Source organism: Streptomyces sp. NPDC051907 (genome assembly GCF_040681075.1).
Lineage (GTDB): Bacteria > Actinomycetota > Actinomycetes > Streptomycetales > Streptomycetaceae > Streptomyces.
On record NZ_JBFAYB010000009.1, the window covers coordinates 149,156 to 165,568 of the forward strand.

The 16,413-nt window shown below is 72.7% G+C and carries 14 protein-coding genes and 1 tRNA gene; 9 read left to right on the plus strand and 6 right to left on the minus strand.

Annotated elements, in window-relative coordinates; genetic code table 11:
• Positions 1–121 precede the first annotated feature (121 nt).
• The 7 genes from AB0M39_RS08980 to AB0M39_RS09010 all read left to right on the plus strand — a co-directional run bounded on the left by AB0M39_RS08980 (position 122) and on the right by AB0M39_RS09010 (position 6,479).
• The gene (locus AB0M39_RS08980; protein WP_365361754.1) at positions 122–1,000 is read left to right on the plus strand and encodes a phosphatase PAP2 family protein; all 879 of its coding nucleotides are present in this window, start codon (positions 122–124) and stop codon (positions 998–1,000) included.
• Positions 930–2,138, plus strand: a complete 1,209-nt coding sequence (locus AB0M39_RS08985) for a hypothetical protein (protein ID WP_365361756.1) — start codon at positions 930–932, stop codon at positions 2,136–2,138. Before AB0M39_RS08980 ends, AB0M39_RS08985 begins: the two co-directional genes overlap by 71 nt.
• Entirely contained in the window at positions 2,129–3,715 is a 1,587-nt protein-coding gene (locus AB0M39_RS08990) for a hypothetical protein (RefSeq protein WP_365361758.1), read from the plus strand. Before AB0M39_RS08985 ends, AB0M39_RS08990 begins: the two co-directional genes overlap by 10 nt.
• Positions 3,712–5,040 (plus strand): AAA family ATPase, encoded by a 1,329-nt coding sequence (locus tag AB0M39_RS08995; protein ID WP_365361760.1) that lies wholly within the window; start codon positions 3,712–3,714, stop codon positions 5,038–5,040. Before AB0M39_RS08990 ends, AB0M39_RS08995 begins: the two co-directional genes overlap by 4 nt.
• Positions 5,041–5,280: 240 nt before the next feature.
• A complete protein-coding gene (locus AB0M39_RS09000) occupies positions 5,281–5,619 on the plus strand; it encodes a hypothetical protein (protein WP_365361762.1) in 339 nt (112 codons plus the stop codon).
• A gap of 133 nt (positions 5,620–5,752) precedes the next feature.
• Positions 5,753–6,415 carry a bifunctional DNA primase/polymerase gene (locus AB0M39_RS09005; protein WP_365361764.1) on the plus strand — a complete coding sequence of 221 codons (663 nt, stop codon included), beginning with the start codon at positions 5,753–5,755 and terminating at the stop codon, positions 6,413–6,415.
• Positions 6,406–6,479 (plus strand) — tRNA-Lys (locus AB0M39_RS09010). The genes AB0M39_RS09005 and AB0M39_RS09010 overlap by 10 nt, the downstream gene beginning before the upstream one ends.
• Positions 6,480–6,606: 127 nt before the next feature.
• Here the strand turns inward: AB0M39_RS09010 and AB0M39_RS09015 are convergent.
• Positions 6,607–7,863 (minus strand): M6 family metalloprotease domain-containing protein, encoded by a 1,257-nt coding sequence (locus tag AB0M39_RS09015; RefSeq protein WP_365361817.1) that lies wholly within the window; start codon positions 7,861–7,863, stop codon positions 6,607–6,609.
• A 453-nt stretch (positions 7,864–8,316) separates the two neighbouring features.
• Between AB0M39_RS09015 and AB0M39_RS09020 the strand changes: the two genes are divergently transcribed.
• The gene (locus tag AB0M39_RS09020; protein ID WP_365361766.1) at positions 8,317–10,089 is read left to right on the plus strand and encodes an EAL domain-containing protein; all 1,773 of its coding nucleotides are present in this window, start codon (positions 8,317–8,319) and stop codon (positions 10,087–10,089) included.
• Positions 10,090–10,330: 241 nt separating this feature from the next.
• On the plus strand, positions 10,331–11,095 hold the full coding sequence (locus AB0M39_RS09025; protein ID WP_365361768.1) for a class I SAM-dependent methyltransferase: 765 nt from the start codon (positions 10,331–10,333) through the stop codon (positions 11,093–11,095).
• A 103-nt stretch (positions 11,096–11,198) separates the two neighbouring features.
• Here AB0M39_RS09025 and AB0M39_RS09030 read toward each other — a convergent pair whose 3' ends face one another.
• From AB0M39_RS09030 to AB0M39_RS09050, 5 genes are all read right to left on the minus strand, one after another.
• On the minus strand, positions 11,199–11,525 hold the full coding sequence (locus tag AB0M39_RS09030; protein WP_365361770.1) for a hypothetical protein: 327 nt from the start codon (positions 11,523–11,525) through the stop codon (positions 11,199–11,201).
• Between the two features lie 158 nt (positions 11,526–11,683).
• Complete coding sequence (locus AB0M39_RS09035) at positions 11,684–13,357, minus strand: glycosyl hydrolase family 18 protein (protein WP_365361772.1); 1,674 nt, start codon at positions 13,355–13,357, stop codon at positions 11,684–11,686.
• A gap of 219 nt (positions 13,358–13,576) precedes the next feature.
• Positions 13,577–14,707 (minus strand): LLM class flavin-dependent oxidoreductase, encoded by a 1,131-nt coding sequence (locus tag AB0M39_RS09040; protein WP_365361819.1) that lies wholly within the window; start codon positions 14,705–14,707, stop codon positions 13,577–13,579.
• A gap of 144 nt (positions 14,708–14,851) precedes the next feature.
• Positions 14,852–15,577 (minus strand): decarboxylase, encoded by a 726-nt coding sequence (locus AB0M39_RS09045; RefSeq protein WP_365361774.1) that lies wholly within the window; start codon positions 15,575–15,577, stop codon positions 14,852–14,854.
• Complete coding sequence (locus AB0M39_RS09050) at positions 15,574–16,413, minus strand: decarboxylase (RefSeq protein WP_365361776.1); 840 nt, start codon at positions 16,411–16,413, stop codon at positions 15,574–15,576. The genes AB0M39_RS09045 and AB0M39_RS09050 overlap by 4 nt, the downstream gene beginning before the upstream one ends.

Sequence of the window (16,413 nt, forward strand, 5' to 3'; positions counted from 1 at the left end):
CCTCCCGGGCGATCTCGACGTCTTGTACAGGTCGGCGCCCGCCTGCGGAGCCGACTCCTCTACACCGTACGGTTGCACCGTGACCGATGGCCGACCGACCACACACTGGAGAGACGTTCGGATGACGCAGACCGCGCCACGCCATCGGCCCCGCTGGTGGACCGAACTGCCGCTGATAGCCGTCGTCTACGCCGCCTACTCGGCGGGCCGGCTGCTCGCCCGCGGCGACGTGAACACCGCGGTCGACCACGGCCTGGGGATACTCCGGGCCGAGAAGGCACTCTTCCTCGACCTCGAGACCCCGCTCAACCGGCTCTTCACCGACGTCCCGGCCATCGGCGTCCCTGCGGACTTCGCGTACGCCTCCCTGCACTACCTGGTCACCCCGGCGATCCTCGTCTGGCTCTTCCGCCGCCGCCCCGCCGGCTACCGGGCCGCCCGCACCTGGCTGATGCTCTCCACCCTGCTCGGCCTGGTCGGCTTCACGCTGATGCCGACCTGCCCGCCCCGGCTGCTGGACGCCTCGCACGGCTTCGTCGACACCATGGCGCAGTACAGCTCCTACGGCTGGTGGGGCGCCGAGGCGAGCGCGCCGCGCGGCCTGGGCGGGATGACCAACCAGTACGCGGCGATGCCGTCCCTGCACGTCGGCTGGGCCCTGTGGTGCGGCGTGATGCTGTGGCGCCACGGCCGTACGCCGCTGATGAAGACCCTGGCCGTCGCCTACCCGCTGATCACCGTGATCGTGGTCATGGGAACGGCGAACCACTACTTCCTGGACGCCGTCGCCGGAGCGGCCGTGATGGGCGTCGGCGCGCTGGCCGCCCGGCCCGCGATGCGGCTCGTCGACCGCCTGCGCACACGCTTCTCACCTGCCTCTTCGACCTCCGAGCCCTCGATTGTCAGTGCCGGATGCGAGACTTCCGCGGGTGAGCGAATCCCTGGACAGCGGACCTCCTCCGCAGGCGCCGACGACACCACTGCGGCAGCGGCTCGCTGAGCTGCGCGGCCCCGCCGCGCAGCCCCACCCGCTCGACGCCCGGGCGCTGGCCGCCCTCGCGGCCAACCCCGGCTGCAAGCGGCGTGCGCTGCTGGACGGGGCCGGGGTGGACAAGGCGGCGCTGGCGGAGGCGCTCGGGTCGCCCGCGACGTTCGGGCAGTCCCAGTTCGCGTTCATCCGGGGCAACGCCTTCGAGGCGAAGGTCAAGGCCGACGGCGGCACGGAGCTGCTACGGCTGCTGGGCGTGGCGGATCCCGCCGGGGCCCAGGTCCCGGATCTGGCGGCGGCAGGCCCCCAGGGCCGTGCCGCCCGCACCGCGCTGGCGCTGCGCGAGGCGACCGCGGCCGGCGGCTGGTCGCTGCTCGACCACCCGATGCTCGCGCTGGAGGTGGCGGGCTCCCCCGCCTATCTGGAGCCGGACGCGGTGGTCGTCCATCCCGACGGGCAGTGGACGGTCGTCGAGATCAAGTCCTTCCCGATGGTCGACGCCTCGGCGGACGCCTCGAAGGTCGGCGCGGCGGCGCGGCAGGCCGCGGTGTACGTGCTGGCGCTGGAGCGGCTCGCCGCGCTGACGGACGGCGCGCGGGTGGCGCACAGCGTGCTGCTGGTGTGCCCCAAGGACTTCTCCAATCTGCCGACCGCCTCGGTCGTCGACGTACGCAAGCAGCTGTCGGTGACCCGCCGGCAGCTGGCCAGGCTGACCCGGGTCGAGGAGATCGCGGCCGCGCTGCCGCAGGGGGCGACCTTCGATCTGGAGCGTCCGGCCGAGGAGTTGACGGCCGCGGTCGAGTCGGTGTCCGCGGCGTACGCCCCGGAGTGCCTGGCCGCGTGCGAGCTTGCCTTCCACTGCCGTGACCGGGCGCGCGCCGAGGGAGCGGTCGGCGCGCTGGGGCGCGGGGTGCGGGGCGAGCTGGGCGGCCTGACGACGATCGGGGACGTCCTGGCCGCGGCGCGCGGCGCCGCGGGCGACCCGGACGACCCGACGGTCGCGGCCCTGAGAAGGGCGGCGGCCCTGCGCACCGAGGCCCTCGCGGCGGCGGGCGTCCCCGGCGCGCGCGGGGCGAGCGGGGCCGAGGCGCGGGAGGCCGAGCGCGGGGCGAGCGCCGACGAGGCGCTGGAGGCCGCCGGATGTCGCTGATCTCCACCCTCGCCCGGCTGGAGGCCGTCGAGTCGGGGCGGGCCACCGCGCTGGCGACCGTGCGCCACCGGCATCTGGGCGAGCGTCCCCTCGTCCTCGTGCCGCTCACCACCGCCGGCGAGGCGGGCGCCCCGCTCGGCGCGCTGGTCGGCACCGACCGGGACGCGCCGCGGCTGCTGGCCGTCGCCCAGCCGCGCGACCGGGATCTGCGGTTCGCCTTCCTGGCCGAGCTGGCCGAGGCGGTCCTGCCGCACCTGGACGGGTACGCCGACGACGTCGAGCCGGCCGAGCGCAGCGAGACCGATCCGGAGACCGGCAAACGGGTCAAGGTCGAGGTCGAACTGTGCGCGGACGCGCCCCAGTTGATCGTGCCGAGCCGCGCGGGCGTGGAGTTCGTACGGCTGCTGGGCCGGTCGATGCGCTTTCGTCGTACGGCCGAGGAGGAGCCGGACTCGCCCTACCCGGCCCCGCCGCGGGTGCCGCTGCTCGGCCGCTGGCTGACGCACTACGGCGAGCGGGCCAGGGTCCCCGGGTCCTCGCTGCTGCTCGCCGCGACCGACCTGCTCAACCGGCACTGGGCGAGCGGCCAGTCCAGCCTGGAGGACCAGCATCTGGGCGCGCTGCTCGCCTGGATCGACCCGCCCGAGGGATCCTCGGGCGCCGAGGCCGCGCTCCGGGCCGAGCTGGCGCGGGACCGGGCCGGGCAGCTGGTGTGCCCGCCGGCGGGCCCGGCCACCGACCCGGCGTTCGACAACAAGCTGCTGGCCCCCGCCATGGAGCGGTACGACCGGGCGCGCTCGGGCCTCGCGGCCGCCGAGGACGGCGGGGCTGCGGACGAGCAGCTGGCCCGGCTGGCCGGCGCCGAGCGGGAGATCCGGGCGCTGCTGGAGAGCCGGATGCGGCCGACGTGGGACGCGGTCTGGCGCGGCCTGGATCTGCTGCGGGAGCTGCCCGAGGGGTCCCGGGTCGCGGACCGCTGGACGCGCGACCGCTGGTCGTTCACCGCCCACCGGGACCGGGTGCGGGCGGGCGAGCCCCCGCAGCCGCGCCGCGACGACGCGGTGACGGCCGCGCAGAAGCTGGCCTCGCGGGAGACGGCGCAGGCGCAGCTGGAGGCGCAGGAGGCGCTGGACGACCCGCTGGTGCTCGCGGGTCGCAGGCTCGCGGGCGAGGCGTTCACGGGCGAGGTGGTCGAGGTGACGATGGCCTGGTCGGAGTCGAAGCGGCCGAGCCCTCGCCCGCTGGTCGCCTTCCGCACGGACGACCGCCCGCAGCTGGGCGAGCGCGCGAAGGCGTACCGCTCGCTGGAGGGCAAGCCGCAGACCGCCGAGTTCGTACGGTACGAGCCGGACGGCACGCTGCTGCTGCGGCTGACCGACCGCATGGGCCGCTCCAAGGACCCGGCGCCGGGGTCGGTTCCGGAGAAGGGCGAGCGGATCGCCTGGACGCTGTTCGAGCACGACCAGCGCGGCGGGCCCAGGCTCCCCGACCCGGAGGAGACGCCCTGGACCCACGGCGGCCCGCCGGGCGCGGACGCCGAGAGTCCCGACCCCGTGACCCCGGAGGACCTGCTGTGACGTTCGACCCGTCGGCCGCGGCCGCCCGCGCCACCGCCGGCATCCTCGAGGACACGCTCCACGGGACGCACCGCGGAGTCGTCGTGGACTCGCCGCCCGGCGCGGGCAAGTCGACGCTGGTGGTGCACGCGGCCCGGGAACTGGCGGCGGCCGGGCGGCCGTTGATGGTCATCGCGCAGACCAACGCCCAGGTGGACGACCTGGTGGTCCGGCTCGCCGAGAAGGACCCGGACCTGCCGGTCGGCCGGCTGCACAGCAACGACGCCGATCCGTACGACAAGGCGCTCGACGAGCTGGACAACGTCCGCACGTCCGCGAAGGCCGGGGACCTCGCGGGCCTCGACGTCGTCATCTCGACGGCCGCGAAGTGGGCGCATGTGCAGGGCGTGGAGCCCTGGCGGCACGCCATCGTGGACGAGGCGTACCAGATGCGCTCGGACGCGCTGCTCGCGGTCGCCGGGCTCTTCGAGCGGGCGCTGTTCGTGGGCGACCCGGGGCAGTTGGACCCGTTCTCGATCGTGGGCGCCGAGCAGTGGGCGGGGCTGTCGTACGACCCGTCGGCGAGCGCGGTCTCCACGCTGCTCGCGCACAACCCCGATCTGCCGCAGCACCGGCTGCCCGTCTCGTGGCGGCTGCCGGCGTCGGCCGCGCCGCTGGTGTCCCAGGCGTTCTATCCGTACACCCCCTTCCGCAGCGGCACCGGCGAGGGCGCGCGCCGGCTGTCCTTCGCGACGCCGTCGGACGGCTCGGGCCCGGACCGGGTGCTGGACGAGGCGGCGGAGTCGGGCTGGGGGCTGCTGGAGCTGCCCGCCCGCCACACGCCGCGCACGGACCCGGAGGCGGTACGGGCGGTGGCGCTGGTGGTGCGCAGGATGCTGGACCGCGGGGGCGCGGCCGTCAGCGAGCGGTCCGAGGACCCGGCGCCGGTGACGGCGGACCGGATCGCGGTCGGCACGGCGCACCGCGACCAGGCGGCCGCGGTACGGGCGGCGCTGGCGGAGCTGGGCGTCTTCGAAGTGACGGTGGACACGGCGAACCGGCTCCAGGGCCGGGAGTTCGACGTCACGGTGGTGCTGCATCCGCTCTCGGGCCGCCCGGACGCGACGGCGTTCCATCTGGAGACGGGCCGGCTGTGCGTTCTGGCGTCGCGCCACCGGCACGCGTGCGTCGTGGTGTGCCGGGCGGGGGTGACGGACCTGCTGGACGAGCATCCGTCGACGGAGCCGGTCCAGCTGGGGGTGACGGTGAAGTTCCCGGATGGCTGGGAGGCGAACCATTCGGTGCTGGCACATCTGGCGGAGCACCGGGTGACATGGAGGCCATGAAGGCCGCGCGCCCCCACGCCGGACGGAGTCCGGCACGCCGCCGGAGGCGGCCGACAGAAACAGCCCGGACGGCTGGGAGGCGAATCATTCGGTGCTGGCGCATCTGGCGGAGCACCGGGTGGCGTGGAAGCCGTGAAGGCCGCGCGCCCGCACGCCGGTGCCGTGGAGCCGTGGCCGTGACGCGCACTTGCGGTGGGCGGGACAATGGGCGGTGGTCATCGGAGCAAGGAGGACGTACACATGGCGGAACCCGAGCGGAGTGAGCGGAAGCTGCGACCCGCGCCGCTGCTCTTCGAGCCGTCGGAGGCTGCCGCCGACCCCGAGCACTTCTTCGACCTGGAGTCGATGGAGGACCCCAGGGAGCTGCTGGCCCGCGCGACCGAGCTGACGCTCGCCTTCCGCGCCGCAGCCGACCGGGCCCTGGAGTTCCAGGCGGTCGCCGCGGCGCAGCTCGCCGACCCGAGGCGGTTCGACCGGCTCACGCCGGAGGACATCGCCGATCGGGCGGAGTGGACCCCGGACTACGCGCGCAAGATGATCGACTTCGGCCGCGACCTCCTGCGCGACTCCACGCCCTAGCCGCCTCCGCCGCCCCCGGTGTCACCCGTATGGCATATGACGGGGGCGCAAGATACTCCTCCCCCACCCGTCTTGTCTGGGTTTTCGCAAACTCTCTGAAACGACTTGGTCACTCCAGGTAAATCTGGACGACATGAGCGCATGGCTGCGAGACGAGACCTCGACGAACCCGGGCGCCGCCGACCCCGAGCGCCGCACGGACGTCTTCGCCCTTCTGCGCGAGGAGGGCCGCCACCACGTCGCGCACGTCACATCGCCCGGGGCCGGGTGGCTGACCTCGGCGGGGGACCGGCCGCGCTCCCTGCTCGCCCTGTGGGAGACCCGGCCCACCACGCCGGGCGTGCTGCCCTGCGGATCGGTCTTCGACGTGGTGAGCGTGGACTCGATCTTCGGCCGGCGCATGCTCGACCAGCTGTGGGAGGAGGGCCCGGGCTCCGGGCCCGTCGCCGTCCACCGCGGCCGGATGATGCTCTTCGCCGCCCCCGGCACCGCACAGCGCCTGCCGTCGCTGCTGCACTGGGAGGAGTGGGGCGACTGCGTGCCGCCGCTGATGTACCACGGCGCGGGAGACGCGGTGACCGTCCCGCCGCTGACCCCGGGAGCCGCCGCCGCGGCCTCCGAGCCCCGCTGGCTGGTGGCGCCCGACACCCGTCAGCCGTGGCTGCCGGGGCCCGAGGTGCTGCTCTGGGCATGCGTGCGGGCGGCCCGCGCGGCGTCCTCCGCGGAGGTCCGTATATCGATTTTTCCTCCCGCGGATCAGGATGCTAAGGTCTACGACGTCAGCAGGCGCCGCTAGCTCAGTTGGTTAGAGCAGCTGACTCTTAATCAGCGGGTCCGGGGTTCGAGTCCCTGGCGGCGCACAGACGGAAGAAGCCCCTCGCGAGAGCGAGGGGCTTCTTCGTTTCCGCCACCTCTGCGCTTCGCTTCCGCCACCTCCGCGCTTCGCTTCCGCCGTCTCCGCGCCCGCCGTCCTCGCCCGCGCCCGCGCTACACCGTGCTGATCTTGACCGTCCACGCGCCCGTGCGCGTCCGGTCCACCACCTGCACCCGGGTCCGGATCCCCCGCTCCCCGGGCAGCGTGAACGTCTCCCCCACCCGCAGCGGCGCGTCCGCGAGCGGCGGGAAGACCGAGGTGTCCCAGCAGGCCTCAGTCCTCGGATGCGTGTCCACCACCTCGATCGGGCCGCCGCCCGAGGCCGTCTCGGCCTGCACGCGGTAGATCAGCACGCCCTCCGTACAGGTCGTCTCGTCGTTGCCGGTCGCGCCCCGCGCCTCGATCGCCACGGCCGTGTCCTTCCCGGTCCTGACGACCGCGAGCCGGGTGCCGACGCTTCCGCCGCGGGCGGGCGCCGCGGCGAGCGGCTCCAGGGTGACCAGCCCGGGCTGCATCACGCACCGCACCTCGTCCCGCTCCAGCCAGCCGAGCTTCCACTTGTGCCAGCCGAAGAGATCCGGCGCGAGGCCGAACTGGCTGCCCATCACGTCCCAGTCGCCGACGTAGGTGTCCCAGTCCCCCTTGCCGTCGGTCGGCCGGTGGTAGAGGTCGGGCAGGTCGAATACGTGTCCGGTCTCGTGGGCCAGCACATTGCGGTCGGGCGGATGGCGCTCGAAGACGGTGACGACCCGCCTGATGTCCGTGTCGTCGGCGTTCAGCGCGTCCTCGAAGTTGACGACCTTCGTCGCGTCGGAGTCGACGCCCGGCGCGTCCGGGTCGGCGACCAGGTAGACGATGTCGTACCGCGAGAAGTCCACGGTCGGGTCGGCCGCGGAGATCGCGTCGCGCAGATACGACGAGCGCTGCGCCGAGCCCCAGTCCCGCTTTATCCCGTACGAGGTCGAGGTGTCGGGCATCTCCACCCAGCCCGGCTGGGGGTGCGCGCGCAGCGCGAAGCGCCCGTAGGAGGCACGCTGGAAGAAGGCGCTGGTGGCCGGGAAGTGGTCGGCCGCCAGCTCGTGCGGCTGGACCAGCGGCACGGAGTCCGGGAACGACAGGAAGATCATGACCGCGTCCAGGTCGGCCGACGGCCGGGGGTAGGAGGTGTTCCAGGTGTCCAGGCCGACGGAGTGGTGGGCGGGGCTGCGGGGCAGCGCGCAGGGCCCGGCCGAGGTGTCCGCCACGGCGGGGCCGGCCACCAGGGACGTCGCGGCGAGGGCCGTGAGGGAGGTGAGAGCGGCGGCGGCGCTGCGCAGACGCGCGCGTTCCACCCCCACGGGTGCTCCCTCGGGTGACTGCTGACCCTCCACGTAGACCTCCGGCTGCGGAATGCGGGACACCACACCCACCCTGTGGTGATTTGTGGTGACACGCCCTGTTCCACTGAACCACTCGGGTGACCGACCCGACACCGGGCCGAGACGGAGCCGAGATGGACCGACACTCCGAAGGCTCACGGAAAGTCACATTCGGTCAGGAGGCAAGCGCGCCCAGTTCAGACCCGTGCAGAAACGATCGGGCGTGGGGCCGGTACGGGCCGCTCGAAGGGGGCATAGCTGGAACGGCCTAGGGGCCTGCCTCTATGATCGGCACACTTTCCCGGCGACTTTTCCGATCTTTCAAGGAGTTTTTCCCCGAAAACCTCGCCGACTGCCTGGCCGGCTGTCCCCGACCACATGTGTACGGACCTGTACGAGACAACTGCACTGCGGGAGTGAGCGGTGAGCCGAACCTCCGAAGGACCAGGGCCCGTGGGAGTCACCATGACCGGCAGCGCACGAGCATCGGTCACTGAGCGTCACCATGTCGGCCGGAGCGCAGCCGAACTGCGCGACTACCGGGCCGCGTTCAACGCCGCGCACCTCGCGATGGCCGTCGTCGACCACGAGGGGCACGTCGTCACGGCGAACGACGCCATGGGCGCGCTGCTGGGCATGGACGCCGTCGCGCTGCTGGAGAGGTCCGCTGCCGAGCTCGTCGACCTCGCCTCGGACGGCCGCACCTGGCACGCGTACCGCGAGGTCCTGCGCGGCCGGCGCTCCCGCTTCCGCTGCACGCGACGGCTCAAACACGCCGACGGGCGCTCGCTGTGGGCCGAGGTCACCGTCTCGCCGGTGCCCGACAGCCGCCATGTGCTGCTGTCAGTCGGGGACATCAGCGACCGGCGCGAGCTGCACGCGCGGCTTAGGCACCTTCAGATGCACGACCCGGTGACCCGGCTGCCCAACCGCACCCTGTTCTTCGAGCGGCTCTCGGCGGCGCTGGAGTCCTCGCCGTACGACCACGGCTCCACCGGCCGGATCGGCCTGTGCTACCTGGACCTCGACGGCTTCAAGGCGGTCAACGACACGCTCGGCCACCGGGTCGGCGACCGGCTCCTCGCGGCCGTCGCGTCCCGGCTCACCGAGTGCGCGGACAGCGACGGGTATCTGCGCAACGGCGGGCATCTGGTGGCCCGGCTCGGCGGCGACGAGTTCGCGATCCTCGTCGAGGACTCGACCGGCACGGAACAGCTGGCGGACCTCGCCCGTTCCGTGCTGGTGGCGCTCCAGCAGCCGTTCGACCTGGCCGGGCAGCGGCTGTCGGTCTCGGCGTCGATCGGGGTCGTGGAGCGCTCGGTGACGGGGACGAGCGCGACGGGGCTGATGCAGGCGGCGGACACCACGCTGTACTGGGCGAAGGCGGACGGCAAGGCCCGCTGGACGCTCTTCGACCCGGAGCGCAACGCGCACCGGATGACGCGTCAGGCACTGGCCTCGACGCTGCGACCGGCCGTCGAGCGCGGAGAGTTCGCGCTGGAGTACCAGCCGCTGGTGGGGATGGCGGACGGGGTGACGCGGGGCGTGGAGGCGCTGGTGCGCTGGAACCACCCGCAGTTCGGCACGCTCGCGCCGAATCGGTTCATCGCCATCGCGGAGGAGGACGGGTCGATCGTGCAGCTGGGGCGGTGGGTGCTGCGTACGGCGTGCCGCCAGGCCCGCCAGTGGCAGCAGGACCACCCGGACGCGCAGCCGCTGTTCGTGAGCGTGAACGTCGCCGTACGCCAGGTCTGGGACTCCGACCTGGTCGCGGACGTCGCGGAGATCCTGGCGGAGACGGAACTCGCGCCGCGTCTGCTGCAGTTGGAGCTCACCGAGTCGGCGGTGATGGGCTCGGCGGGCCGACCTCTGCAGGCGCTTCAGGCGCTCAGCGACATGGGCGTGCAGATCGCCATCGACGACTTCGGGACGGGGTACTCGAACCTCGCCTATCTGAGCCGGCTTCCGGTGTCGGCGCTGAAGCTGGACGGGTCGTTCGTCCGCGGCTTCCAGGACGAGGCGCATCCGAACCCGGCGGACGAGACGATCGTGGAGGCGATGGTGCAGCTGGCGCACCGCCTGGGGCTGACGGTCACGGCGGAGTGCGTGGAGACGGCGGGCCAGGCGTCCCGGCTGCGGCGGATCGGCTGCGATACCGGGCAGGGGTGGCTCTATTCGCGGGCGGTGACGCCGGAGCGGATCGGGGAGCTGATCGGGGTGGGAGCGTTGGCCGTGTGAGGGGAGCGGGGGGTGTGCGCGGGCTGCCCGCGGGGCGCTGCCCCGGACCCCGGTCCTCAATCGCCGGACGGGCTGAATTTCCCCGGTCCTCGAACCCTGGGCGGGCTGAACTTGCCCGATCCGCAAGCGCCGGGCGGGCTGAGTTTCCCCGATCCGCAAGCGCTGGACGGGCCGAGGGCGCCCACACTCCACGTCGAGGGCGTTCTTGTCTGGGTGTGATCTCTGGGTGAGGATCGGTTCCATGAACCGTGTCTACGACGATGAGCGACTGGCCGGCGCCTACGAGCGTGGCAACGAGATGCCCGAGGCCTCGCTGCGGGCCTGGGTCGAGTTGATCGCTTCCTACGTGCGGCGGTCGTCGCCCTCCATCGTCGAGATCGGGTCGGGAACGGGCGTCTTCTCGGCCGCGATGGCTCGCGGGATCGCGGGAAGCGAGGTGACGGGCGTCGACGCGTCCGAGGCGATGCTCGCCGAGGCTCGACGGCATCATCCGCATCCCGCGGTGCGGTATCTGTCGGGGGAGGCGGATGCGGTGCCCGCTGCTGTGGGCGTCTTCGACCTGGCCATGCTGTCCCGCGTGATCCACCACATCCCCGACCGCGCGCGAGCGGCCCGGGAACTGGTCCGCGTGTTGCGCGTCGGCGGGAGAGTGATCGTTCGCACCACGTTCCGCGAACGGCTGGACGCGCTGGTGTACGACTACTGGCCGCGGCTCCGGACGATCGACGAGCGGCGTTTCCCGGGCGAAGAGGAAGCGGTCGCCGACTTCGTCTCTGCCGGGCTCGCCCTGGACGAGGTCACCTCCTTCGCCCAGCCGGTCGCGGCGAGCCTGGCGGAGTACCACGCCAAGCTGGTCGGCCGGCCTCAGTCGAAGTTCACCCATCTCACCGACGAGGAGTTCCACCAGGGCCTTGCCCGCCTGGAGGCCGCGGCCTGGAGCGAGGCGTCGGACAATCCCCGGCCAGTACTCGAACGCTACGACGTGGCCGTGTTCTCCCGCTCGTGACAGACGCTTCGTCGCCTCAGGCGGCGGAACCCCAAGCGGCGTACGGGTCGGGGTCAAGCAACGCCGGACGGGCTGGACTTCCCCGGTCCGCGGGGCTCTTGGCTCAGCGGGTCCGGTAGTCGACCAGTTCCACGACGACTCGGTGCGCGCTGCCGCAGGCCTTGTACGACCATTGGCCGATGCCCTTCCACGGGCCGTACACCTTGTACCTGTTGCCGGTGACGCCGTCGCGGCAGGTCACCAGGACCCTGGCCTGACCCGTGCCACCCCGGCAGATCGCGCCGCCCGTGTTGCTGTCCGGCTTGCTCACCTGGCAGGAGTGCGGCTCGGCGCTCGCCGCGGACGCTCCGGCGAGCTGGCCGGTCAGCGCCAGGCCGCCGAGCAGTGCGGGCGTGAGTGCCAGCGAGAGCAGTTTCTTCCGGTCGCGCACGGCATTCCCTCCCGTAGGCCGGCCCGGCCCCACGCCGAGCCGCCCAGAACGCTACCGACCCGTCTTCGAGAACCGCTTGAGTCGCTTGAGCGGTCTGCCGGGACGTCGGTCGCCGGCGGGCTCCAGAGGAGTCCCGCCGGCGGCCGGGTCAGGTCAGGTCAGCAGGCGCCGAGGTCCTGCCAGACTCCCCACTCGCCCGTGCTGCCCGGCTCCTCGCCCTTGGTCCACCACTTGGGCTTCCAGGTGCGGCCCTTGTGGGAGACCGGGGCGCTGTTGCCGGTGTACTCCGTCGTCGCGTTCCACGCCGGGGCCGTGCAGCCGGTGGGCGGGTCGGTCGGCGTAGGGGTCGGAGTCGGGGTCGGCGTGGGGTCCGGGTCCGGGGTCGTCGGGGACGAGCCCACCGCGGTCACGATGTCGTCGAACAGCGTGGTGTTCGCGTCCAGTCCGAGCAGCGAGTACATCATCGCCCCCGCCAGACCCCGCTGGTGGCCGTAGTCCGCCCGCGCCTGGATCGCGCGCTTGTCCAGGCCCGTGAAGAACTCGCCGTCCTTGTAGAAGTACGCGGCCTTCGCCTCGTCGTCCCAGTACGTCGTCGCCGCGTTGTCGACGGTCCCGCCGAGCTCCTTGTAGTGCGCGATGCCCGCCTGCTGGCTCACCGGCCGTGCGGCCGAGGCGCCCGTCGCGGACTGCGCCAGGCCGTTCTTCGCGCCCGCGGGGACGCCCTTCCAGCCGCGGTAGTAGAACTCGTACCCCAGCGTCAGCTTGTTCGCGGGGAAGCCGCCCGCGATGCCGTACGCCGCGTTCCCGTCGATCCAGGAGTCGATCGCGTTGTCGATCGAGTACTTCTGCGTGCCGGGCGCGATCGGGTCCGTCGGGTCGGAGGCGGGCGAGTACAGCGGCGACTGGTGGTAGGTCGGTCCGTCCGCGTCCCAGGCGCCGTGCATGTCGTACGTCATGATGTTCGCGTAGTCGAGGTACGCGCCGATCTTGTCCGTCTCGATGTGCTTGATCTTGTCCTGGCCGGCCGGGAGCGCCGCCGTCAGCAGGTACTTCTTGCCGCCGTGCGCCGCGCCGTACGCGTCGAGCTGCTTGCGGAACTCCGCCAGGAGCAGGGTGAAGTTCTGCTTGTCCTCGGGGCCGTAGTGGTTGCCGAGGTGGCCGTCGGGCGAGCCCGGGTACTCCCAGTCGATGTCGATGCCGTCGAAGATCCCGGCCGCCGTGCCCGGTCCGCCGAAGCCGCCGTCGACCGGCAGGTCGCCGGCGATGTACTGCTTGACGCAGGACGCCACGAGCTTCTTGCGGCTCGCGTCCGTCTTCGCCGCGTCGTGGAAGTACTTGGAGTACGTCCAGCCGCCCAGCGAGATGTTGATCTTCAGCTTGGGGTACTTCGCCTTCAGCTCCTTGAACTGGTTGAAGACGCCCACGATCGGCTGGTTCCAGGTGTCGGCGACGCCGTCCACGCTGTCGGCCGCGGAGAAGCTGCGCTGATAGTCGGCGTACGAGTCGCCCGCGCCGTCGCCCGCGTTGGGGTTGCCGTCGTCGCCCGCCGCCTTGTTGGCCTCGAAGCAGGTCAGCTCGGTGGGGTGGATGTTGCCGAAGGAGTAGTTGACGACGTCGAGCTTGCCCGCGATGCCCCTCGTGTCCAGGTGCTTGGGGTAGAAGGCGTTGCCGTACACGCTCCACTGGTCGTAGTAGGCGATCTTCACCCCTCCGGACGAGGGCGCGGCGACGTCGGCCGCCTGGGCCGAGCCGAGGCCGACGGTCGCGGCCAGGGCGCCGGCGGCGAGCGCGACGCTCGTGAGCGCGGCGATCAAGGATCTACGGGGGTGCACGGGCGGCCTCCGAAGGGGTGCGCGGTACGGGAGTTGCTGAATTGATAGCCGTCGCGCAAACACCGCGTCAATGGTCTGAACCAAACGAGGACTAGACCAATTTGGTGGAGAAATCGCCTGTCAGAGACGTGCGCCGACACACGAAACCGCTCGCCACCATCGGTGACGAGCGGTTTAAGTCCGGTTTAAGCCCCCGCTAAGCCCTGGTCCGCAGGCAGTTCAGGATTGGACCACTCCGTCGTGGCCGATACCCGGCAGACCGTACGCGTCGGCGATCAACTCATAGCTGCGCAGCCGCGCGTCGCCTCCATGGGCGTTGGCGGTGAGCATCAGCTCGTCCGCTCCGGTCCGCTTCTGGAGGTCGTCGAGACCCGTGCGCACCGCGTCCGGCGTGCCGTGCACGACGTTCCGCAGCCAGCCGTCAGCGAACTCGCGCTCCATGGCGCTGAACTCGTACGCCTCCGCCTCCTCGGGCGTCGGTATCAGCCCGGGGCGGCCGGTGCGCAGCCGGACCATGGACAGCGCGCCGGTCAGCACCTGGCGGCGGGCCTCCCGCTCCTCGTCGGCGGCCAGCGCGGAGACGCCGATCAGGGCGTACGGCGCGTCGAGCACCTGCGAGGGCCGGAAGGACTCGCGGTAGAGGTCGAGCGCGGGGATCGTGTTCTGCGCCGAGAAGTGGTGGGCGAAGGCGAACGGCAGCCCCAGCACGCCCGCCAGCCGGGCGCTGAAGCCGGAGGAGCCGAGCAGCCAGATCGGCGGGCGGGCCGAGGGGCCCTGGACCGGGCCGGGCACGGCGTGGATACGGGCGTAGGGGTGCCCGTCGGGGAAGTCGTCGTCCAGGAACCGGGTCAGCTCGGCGAGCTGCTGCGGGAAGTCGTCCGCGCCCTCGGCGAGGTGCTCGGCGCGCCGGAGCGCGGCGGCGGTCGCGCCGTCCGTGCCGGGCGCGCGGCCGAGCCCGAGGTCGACGCGGCCGGGGGCGAGCGCCTCCAGCGTGCCGAACTGCTCGGCGATCACCAGCGGCGCGTGGTTGGGCAGCATCACGCCGCCCGAGCCGAGCCGGATGCGCTCGGTGTGGGCGGCGAGGTGGGCCAGGATCACGGCCGGGGAGGAGGAGGCGACGCCCGGCATGGAGTGGTGCTCGGCGACCCAGTGGCGGTGGAAGCCGCGGCGCTCGGCGAGGCGGGCGATGTCCACGCTGGTGCGCAGGGCGTCCGCGGCGGTGCGGCCGACGCCGACGGTGACCAGGTCCAGCACGGACAGGGGCACGGGCGCGGCGCCGACCGCGGTACCTCGAATCGCGTCGCCGACGGCCGTGCCTGGAGTCGCGGCGCCGACCACCGCGCCTCCCATCGCGGCGCCGACCGCCGCGCCTCGAGTCGCCTCGCCGCTCGCGTCCGCGTGGTTCGCGTCGTCCACCGTTCAACCTCCTGCGCCTGACATCACGTACGGCACAGGAGAACAGGAGGGTGTCTCCGTTTTATTCCCGGCGGGCCGCTACGGCCGGTCGGGACGGGCGAACAGCGTCCCCAGACCCGGCCCCCACGCCCGCCGCTCCGCCAGCCGCAGGCCCTCCCACACCGTCACCTGGTTCGCCGTGAGGACCGGCTTGCCCAGCGCGTGCTCCAGCTCGCTCAGATACGCGGCGGTGTGCAGCGCCGTGTCCGGCAGCAGCACGGCCTCCGCCTCCGGATGATCGCCCGCCCGCGCCAGCTCCAGCACCTCATCGCGGCCCCAGGTCCCGACCTCCGCCGCCGTGACGATCCCGCTGGCCCGGTCGGCGACCACCTCCGCCCCGGACGCCTTGAGGAAGGCCGAGAACAGCGCGGTCACGTCCTGCGGATAGGTCGCGGCGACCGCGACGCGCTGGAGGCCGAGGCGCCGCAGGGCGTGCACGAAGGCGAAGGACGTGCTCGACGCCGGAAGCCCCGCCGCCAGGGCGAGCGAGCGGATCTGCTCGTGGGCGCCCTCCCAGCCGTACACGAAGGACCCGCTGGTGCACGCCCAGACCACCGACTCCGCCCCTTCGAGCCGCAGCTCGGCCACCCGCGCCTGGAGGCGCTCCGCCGAGCCCATCCGCAGGAGGGCGTCCACGCGGTGGGCGTCCTCGCCGATGTCGGTGTGCAGGACGGGCAGTCTGATGTCGGTGTCGAGGAGCACCTCGAAGCGGCGGTAGTCGTCCTCGGCGGAGTGTCCGGGGTAGAGAAGTCCGACCGTGGTCATGTCCAGCCTTCCTGCTGTTCGTCGGGCTGAGCCTGCGGATGGGCCCCCGGCGCCTGCGCGGCCGGCGGGGGCGTCGGCGCCGGGGGCGCGTCGGGCGCCTGCGACGGCTGGAGCAGCAGCCCCTGGTACGGGCCGACGGCGTGCACGCCGATCGCGCGCAGCGCCGCCCACATCGTCACCTGGTTCGCCGAGAGCACCGGCATGCGCAGTTCCGCCTCCAGCTGCGGGATCGCGTCGTACGTCGGCAGATTCGTACAGCTGATGAAGAGCGCGTCCGCCGCGCCCACCACCGCCTGGCGCGCCATGTCCACCACCGAGCGGTACGGCACCTTCCAGATGTGCCGCGTCAGCCCGAGGAAGGCGCGTCCGGTCACGGTTGCCCCGGCTTCCGCCAGATACTCCTCCAGCGACTGGGTCACCGACTCCGTATAGGGCGTGACCAGGGCGATACGCGAGGCGCCCAGCTCTTCGAGCGCCGCGAGCAGCGCCCCGGACGTGGTCAGCGAGGGGACGTCCCCCGCCGCGGTCATCGCCTCGCACATGGCCTGCTCCCCGGCGAGGCCGCCCACGAAACTGCCCGACGTACAGGCGTAGGCGACCACCTCGGGCTCGGACGCGCCCAGCGCCCGCACCGCGTCGCGCAGCGTCTCGTGCTCGCTGACCAGGCGCGCCAGATCGAGGGAGACTTCGACGGGCACATACGGGGTACGCGTCAGGCGCAGCGAGACATCGTCGGGGACCCAGCGCCACAGCTCCCGGTCCAGGGCGAAGTCGAACGGGGCGACCACGCCGACGCCGTGCTGCGGCTGTGGCCCGCCGAGAAAGGAGACGTCCAT

Excerpts from the sequence above, each read along its gene's own strand:
- AB0M39_RS08980 (WP_365361754.1), top strand. The coding sequence starts at position 122 with ATGACGCAGACCGCGCCACGCCATCGGCCCCGCTGGTGGACCGAACTG.
- AB0M39_RS08990 (WP_365361758.1), top strand. The coding sequence starts at position 2,129 with ATGTCGCTGATCTCCACCCTCGCCCGGCTGGAGGCCGTCGAGTCGGGG.
- AB0M39_RS09000 (WP_365361762.1), top strand. The coding sequence starts at position 5,281 with ATGGCGGAACCCGAGCGGAGTGAGCGGAAGCTGCGACCCGCGCCGCTG.
- AB0M39_RS09005 (WP_365361764.1), top strand. The coding sequence starts at position 5,753 with ATGAGCGCATGGCTGCGAGACGAGACCTCGACGAACCCGGGCGCCGCC.
- AB0M39_RS09020 (WP_365361766.1), top strand. The coding sequence starts at position 8,317 with ATGACCGGCAGCGCACGAGCATCGGTCACTGAGCGTCACCATGTCGGC.
- AB0M39_RS09025 (WP_365361768.1), top strand. The coding sequence starts at position 10,331 with ATGAACCGTGTCTACGACGATGAGCGACTGGCCGGCGCCTACGAGCGT.
- AB0M39_RS09040 (WP_365361819.1), bottom strand. The coding sequence starts at position 14,707 with ATGGGAGGCGCGGTGGTCGGCGCCGCGACTCCAGGCACGGCCGTCGGC.
- AB0M39_RS09045 (WP_365361774.1), bottom strand. The coding sequence starts at position 15,577 with ATGACCACGGTCGGACTTCTCTACCCCGGACACTCCGCCGAGGACGAC.
- AB0M39_RS09050 (WP_365361776.1), bottom strand. The coding sequence starts at position 16,413 with ATGGACGTCTCCTTTCTCGGCGGGCCACAGCCGCAGCACGGCGTCGGC.